This window comes from Thermodesulfobacteriota bacterium (assembly GCA_039028315.1).
GTDB lineage: Bacteria > Desulfobacterota_D > UBA1144 > Nemesobacterales > UBA2774 > CR02bin9.
Genome location: JBCCIH010000183.1, coordinates 1 through 4,779, shown reverse-complemented (window position 1 = coordinate 4,779; position 4,779 = coordinate 1). Strand labels below are relative to the sequence as shown.

Here is a 4,779-nt window from a genome sequence, read left to right as displayed (position 1 = left end):
GTCTCTATGACTTTTGTGCCTATGCTTGGATATTATCTTCTTAGGCCAAAGAAAAAAGAGCTTACACTTGAAGAAAAAAGAACACAGGGCTTTACGGGACACTACTACCGCATTGCTAATTGGGCAATAGACAATAGAAAGAAAGCGTTTGCAATATCATTGGTGTTTTTTGTTGTAGGAGGATTAATAGCATCAAATATTAAAACATCATTTTTCCCTTCAGATGTTCAATATCTATCCTATGTAGACGTTTGGATGCCAAACGGCGCTACACTCGCATCTACGAATGAAACCGTAGTGCAGACTGGGGATGTGATAAGGGAAGTCGCAGAAAAATATGCAAAAGAAAAAAAGATTGATAATCCCCTGATTTCTCTTGCATCGTATATTGGCGGGGGAAGTCCCAGGTTCTGGAGCACTGTCGCACCTGAGCAGCAGCAGAAAAACTATGCCCAGATAATTATTAGATTAGATGAGAGAAAATACACCCCAGAACTTGCTCCGCTCTTTCAGAAAGCTATATCTGATCAGATACCTGGAGCACACATTGAAGTCAGGGAAATTCAGCTAAATGCAGTTGACTACCCAATTGAGATACACCTTAGCGGAAGAGCCGATATCAATTCAGATCTTGAAACCGAAGAGCAGGATATTGAAACTCTAAGAAAGCTCGGAGAAGAATTAAAGTCGATATTAAGAGAAATTCCTGAGACTTCGATTGTTAGAGATGACTGGTTTGAGGATAGCTTCATTGTGAAACTCGAGGTAGATCCTGACCGTGCAAATCTATCTGGTGTGACAAACCAAGATGTTGCAATCTCATCGCTCACTGCGCTCAGTGGATATCAGTTCACCTCATATAAAGAAGGCGATAAAAATATCCCGGTGAACGCCAGGCTAAGGATTAATGAACGGGCCGAGCTCTCAGATATTGAGAATATGTATGTATATGGTGTTGCAAACGATGTAAAGATCCCCTTAGCCCAAGTATCCGACCTCACTTACGGCATAGAAACATCCAGGGTAGTTAGGAGAAACCATTTCAGGGCGCTAACTGTAATCGCATTCCCTGCCCCAGGCGAGCTTCCATCTACAATCTTGAAAAAGGGTGAGAAGAAAATACAGGCATTTATTGAATCTCTTCCTCCCGGATATGATTTAGTTTGGGGAGGAGAAAAAGCAAAATCACAGCAGGGCAACAGAAACCTTAGCATGGTCTTGCTAATTTCAGTTATCGGGATATTCATATCACTACTTATTCAGTTTAGAAATGCTGTTAAGCCGCTGCTGGTTTTTGCCGCAGTACCTTACGGAATTGTAGGCTCGTTAATAGCGCTAGCTATAATGGGCGAGCCGTTTGGATTTATGGCATTTCTTGGAATGATTGCTCTTGTCGGAGTTATAGTCAGCCATGTTATTGTATTGTTCGACTATGTTGAAGAAATGCACCAAAAAGGCGAGCCGTTTAAAGATTCACTCTTAGACGCCGGGGTTCAGAGACTACGTCCGATTTTGATAACAGTGGGAGCTACAATACTTGCGCTGTTTCCACTTGCAATCGATGGAGGACCACTTTGGCAGCCTCTTTGCTATGCACAGATCGGTGGCCTGGCACTAGCAACAATAATTGAACTTATACTAGTCCCAGTTTTCTATGCATTCTTTGTGCTAGATCTTAAGATTGTGAAATGGGAAGGCGATCTAGAATAAGACAAAGTACTCTATTTCTCTTCCAATAATATATTTAGGTTGTAAGTCTAAGAAAATAAGGTTTAGCCAATCTCTTCTTTTAAGCATTTAACCATATCTTCTACTGCTTTTTTACCATCGCCAAAAAACATAAGCGAGTTATCAAGAGCGAATAGAGGATTAGGTATTCCTGCAAAACCAGGGCTTAAGCTTCTTTTGATGACAACTACAGTTTTAGAGTAGTCCACATCTAAGATCGGCATACCCGCTATCGGGCTATCAGGATCTGTTCTAGCAACCGGGTTAACAACGTCGTTTGCGCCGATTATTATTGTGACATCGATCTGTTTAAAGTTAGGATTGATCTCGTCCATATCTTTTAGTCTTTCATATGGAATGTCGGCTTCAGCTAAAAGAACGTTCATGTGTCCAGGCATACGCCCTGCAACCGGGTGTACCCCGAACTCAACAACTGTTCCGTGACCTTCTAGAAGATCAAAGAGTTCTCTTACTGCATGCTGCGCCTGAGCTACTGCCATTCCGTATCCTGGTACAACGCAAACTCTTTTTGCTCCTTCTAGAAGCATTGCAACCTCTTCAGCTGAGGTTGACTTGACCTTTCCGCCGTATACTTCGTCAGCAGAAGGCCCACCTTCCGTAACTGTAAAAGTTCCAAAGAGTACATTGGTCAATGAACGGTTCATGGCCTTACACATGATAATTGTTAGTATTATTCCTGAGGCACCTACGAGTGTTCCTGCAACAATTAGTACGCTGTTAAAGAGTACAAACCCTGCAGCAGCTGCTGCAAGTCCTGAGAATGAGTTAAGCAGCGCTACCACAACAGGCATATCAGCGCCGCCAATTGGTATTACAAATAGAATGCCAAGTACTGAAGCAATTATGATCATTATCCAATATGGAGCGGATGCACCGGGATAAACAACCATTAAGTATGCAAATATTATACAAATAACTGCGAGTGCAATTTTCACCGCCTGGTCAAGAGGATATCTTACAGCACCGTCATTAACCTTTCCCTGAAGTTTACCAAAAGCCACTAAACTTCCCCAGAATGTGACAGCACCGATAAATCCGGAGGCAAATGTTGAGATGGAAAATTGTGCATTAAGTACAATCGCTCCTTCCATGCCTTGAAGACCGGCTGCTTCATATAATGCTGCACCTGCAACTAAGATAGATGCCAGTCCGCCAAAACCGTTAAACAATGCAACAAGCTCGGGCATAGCAGTCATCTTAATCTTTATAGCCAGAACTGCGCCGATTGCGCCTCCAATAATAATTCCAGCAATTATATATTCGTAACCAATGATATTTCGATCAAGAAGAGTAATAACGATTGCCAGCAGCATACCAAGGGCCCCCAGCATGTTTCCTCTCACTGCGGTTCTTGGGTGTGATAGACCCTTTAGGCCAAAAATAAATAAACTTGCTGCTACTAAATAAGCTATATTGACTAATCCGGGAGACATAGGTTAATCCTTCCTCCTAAACATTTCTAACATTCTGTTCGTAACCATAAATCCGCCAACTACGTTGATTGTAGCAAGTATCACAGCAAGGGTTCCAAGTATGATTGTTAACCAGCTATGCTGTGCGCCAGCGGATAAGATTGCACCTATTAAAATGATTCCTGAAATTGCATTAGAACCAGACATAAGCGGGGTATGAAGCGTGGGAGGTACTTTGGATATAACTTCAAACCCTATAAAAGCGGCAAGAACAAATATTGTAAATACTATTGCAAAGCCATCCATTTAAATTAACCCCCTTTCAAAGTTATAAACTATGTGCTTCTTTAACTCTGTCGTTTACGACATTACCCCCGTCTGTGACGAGTGATTCTTTTAAAATTTCATCTTCTAAATCTATGTTTAATTCTTCGTCTTTTACCATTAACAAAAGTAGATTTGCGATATTTTTAGCGTACATTTGGCTTGCGTGATAAGGGACAGTTGATGGCACATTGACGGGGCCTATTACTTTTACGCCTCCTACATCCACGGTCTCACCTGCTTTTGTTGCTTCGCAATTGCCGCCGCTTTCTGCAGCTAAATCAACAATTACGGATCCCGGCTTCATGCCGTCTACCATTTCTTGAGTAACTAGAATAGGTGCCTTTTTTCCGGGAATAGAAGCTGTTGTAATTACAGCGTCATTTTCTGCTACAACTTTTGTCATTAGCTCACGCTGCTTTTTATAAAACTCCTCATCCATTGCTTTTGCATAGCCGCCTTCATCTTCAGCTTCACCTGTTTCCAGCTCAAGCTCAACGAACTTGGCTCCTAAACTCTGTACCTGCTCTTTAACTGCTGGACGGATATCGTATGCTGAAACTATTGCCCCTAAACGATTGGCTGTAGCAATTGCCTGAAGTCCAGCAACACCAGCTCCAATGACTAGCACTCTGGCAGGAGTAATTGTTCCTGCTGCTGTCATCATCATAGGAAAAATTCTAGGCATTGAATCTGCTGCAAGAAGTGCAGATTTATATCCTGCAAGGTTAGCCTGAGAAGATAAAACGTCCATGGCCTGGGCTCTAGTTATTCTAGGAACTAGCTCAAGAGCAAATGATTTGACCTTACTGTCTGCAAGAGCTCTTACAGCGTCTGCATTTGAAAGTGCATCAATTAGTCCAATAACTATCTGTCCTTCTTTAAGTAAAGAAATGTCTTGTGAATCTGTTTCAGGGTTTGAGCCTACGGTGTTAATCTGTAAAATTACATCGGCCTTTTCGAATACTTCAGAGCGATCAGAAATAACTGCGCCCTGGTCTTGAAAAAGATTGTCAGGGAAACCGGCCTCCAGACCAGCGCCTGTTTCCACATGAACTACAAATCCTGCCTTCTGTAAGGATGGAACTGTGTTCGGTACTATTGCTACTCTGCTCTCACCTGGTGATGTTTCTTTAGGAATTCCGACTATCATGACTTTGCTATATCATCCTTAATTTGACTTATTGTTTTCTTAATCAGAAATTCATAAAAATTAGAGACGGTATTTATACCTGTAAATTTTAAAGAACACAATACTTGATCAATAAAAGAATAAAATTTCTTTCAACTCAGC

At 41.7% G+C, this 4,779-nt stretch carries 4 protein-coding genes; 1 reads left to right on the top strand and 3 read right to left on the bottom strand.

Annotation, left to right across the window (positions count from 1 at the left end):
• On the top strand, positions 1 to 1,710 hold a 1,710-nt coding region (locus AAF462_10200), incomplete at its 5' end, for an efflux RND transporter permease subunit (protein MEM7009492.1).
• A gap of 62 nt (positions 1,711 to 1,772) precedes the next feature.
• On the opposite strand, the gene AAF462_10195 is transcribed toward AAF462_10200, so the two are convergent.
• The 3 genes from AAF462_10195 to AAF462_10185 are packed head-to-tail and all read right to left on the bottom strand — an operon-like array spanning position 1,773 to position 4,638.
• Positions 1,773 to 3,182, bottom strand: a complete 1,410-nt coding sequence (locus AAF462_10195; GenBank protein MEM7009491.1) for an NAD(P)(+) transhydrogenase (Re/Si-specific) subunit beta — start codon at positions 3,180 to 3,182, stop codon at positions 1,773 to 1,775.
• A 3-nt stretch (positions 3,183 to 3,185) separates the two neighbouring features.
• Positions 3,186 to 3,467 (bottom strand): NAD(P) transhydrogenase subunit alpha, encoded by a 282-nt coding sequence (locus AAF462_10190; GenBank protein MEM7009490.1) that lies wholly within the window; start codon positions 3,465 to 3,467, stop codon positions 3,186 to 3,188.
• A gap of 22 nt (positions 3,468 to 3,489) precedes the next feature.
• Positions 3,490 to 4,638 (bottom strand): Re/Si-specific NAD(P)(+) transhydrogenase subunit alpha, encoded by a 1,149-nt coding sequence (locus AAF462_10185; protein ID MEM7009489.1) that lies wholly within the window; start codon positions 4,636 to 4,638, stop codon positions 3,490 to 3,492.
• Positions 4,639 to 4,779: the final 141 nt, after the last annotated feature.

Excerpts from the sequence above, each read along its gene's own strand:
- AAF462_10195 (MEM7009491.1), bottom strand. The coding sequence starts at position 3,182 with ATGTCTCCCGGATTAGTCAATATAGCTTATTTAGTAGCAGCAAGTTTA.
- AAF462_10185 (MEM7009489.1), bottom strand. The coding sequence starts at position 4,638 with ATGATAGTCGGAATTCCTAAAGAAACATCACCAGGTGAGAGCAGAGTA.
- AAF462_10190 (MEM7009490.1), bottom strand. The coding sequence starts at position 3,467 with ATGGATGGCTTTGCAATAGTATTTACAATATTTGTTCTTGCCGCTTTT.